The organism is Pseudomonas sp. 51_B, from assembly GCF_017491595.1.
Lineage (GTDB): Bacteria > Pseudomonadota > Gammaproteobacteria > Pseudomonadales > Pseudomonadaceae > Aquipseudomonas > Aquipseudomonas promysalinigenes.
In genome coordinates, this window is sequence record NZ_JAFGYW010000202.1 from 1 (window position 1) to 509 (window position 509).

The window sequence follows — 509 nt, forward strand, 5'->3', positions numbered from 1 at the left end:
TCCTGAGACTGCGCAGCGTGACACATTTGTTGACGAACCCTGCCAGATTGGCAGCGGTAACCGACCCGCTAAGGGCAAGGTCGCAAACGAAGAAACCTGGTTTGAGAGTTGTATCGACGTACTCTCGCATGGGAAATAAGTAGGAAGGTCCAGCCAAGTCCCAGTTGAACGTCCCTACCTTGGGTAGCGCCTCAGAGCCCTCATCCTCTCGAGTTTCAACGGAATCGTAGCTCACCATTCCTAAATTGCGGGCCCAATCCTTCACCGCCAACAAGGTTATCTTTTCTGCGATGAGCCGCCCCTTCATCTTTGCCCACATGGAGGTCACTTCGAGCATCTGGTGGTGATCGCATCGCACCACACAGGATTCGCCACCTGGGAACGCCACCTCCTTTACTAGAGTCGCTTTCACCAGTCGCTCCAGCAGGGTTTCTGCTGAGATATGTTTCTTTTGAGCAACAGGTGCTCCACAGGCGATAAGAAAATGCCGGCGGGGCATTACATTGCCT

General features: G+C 53.6%; 1 pseudogene. It reads right to left on the reverse strand.

The window, feature by feature from the left end:
• Positions 1-509, reverse strand: a pseudogene (locus J5M56_RS24395) (hypothetical protein); the annotation flags it as partial.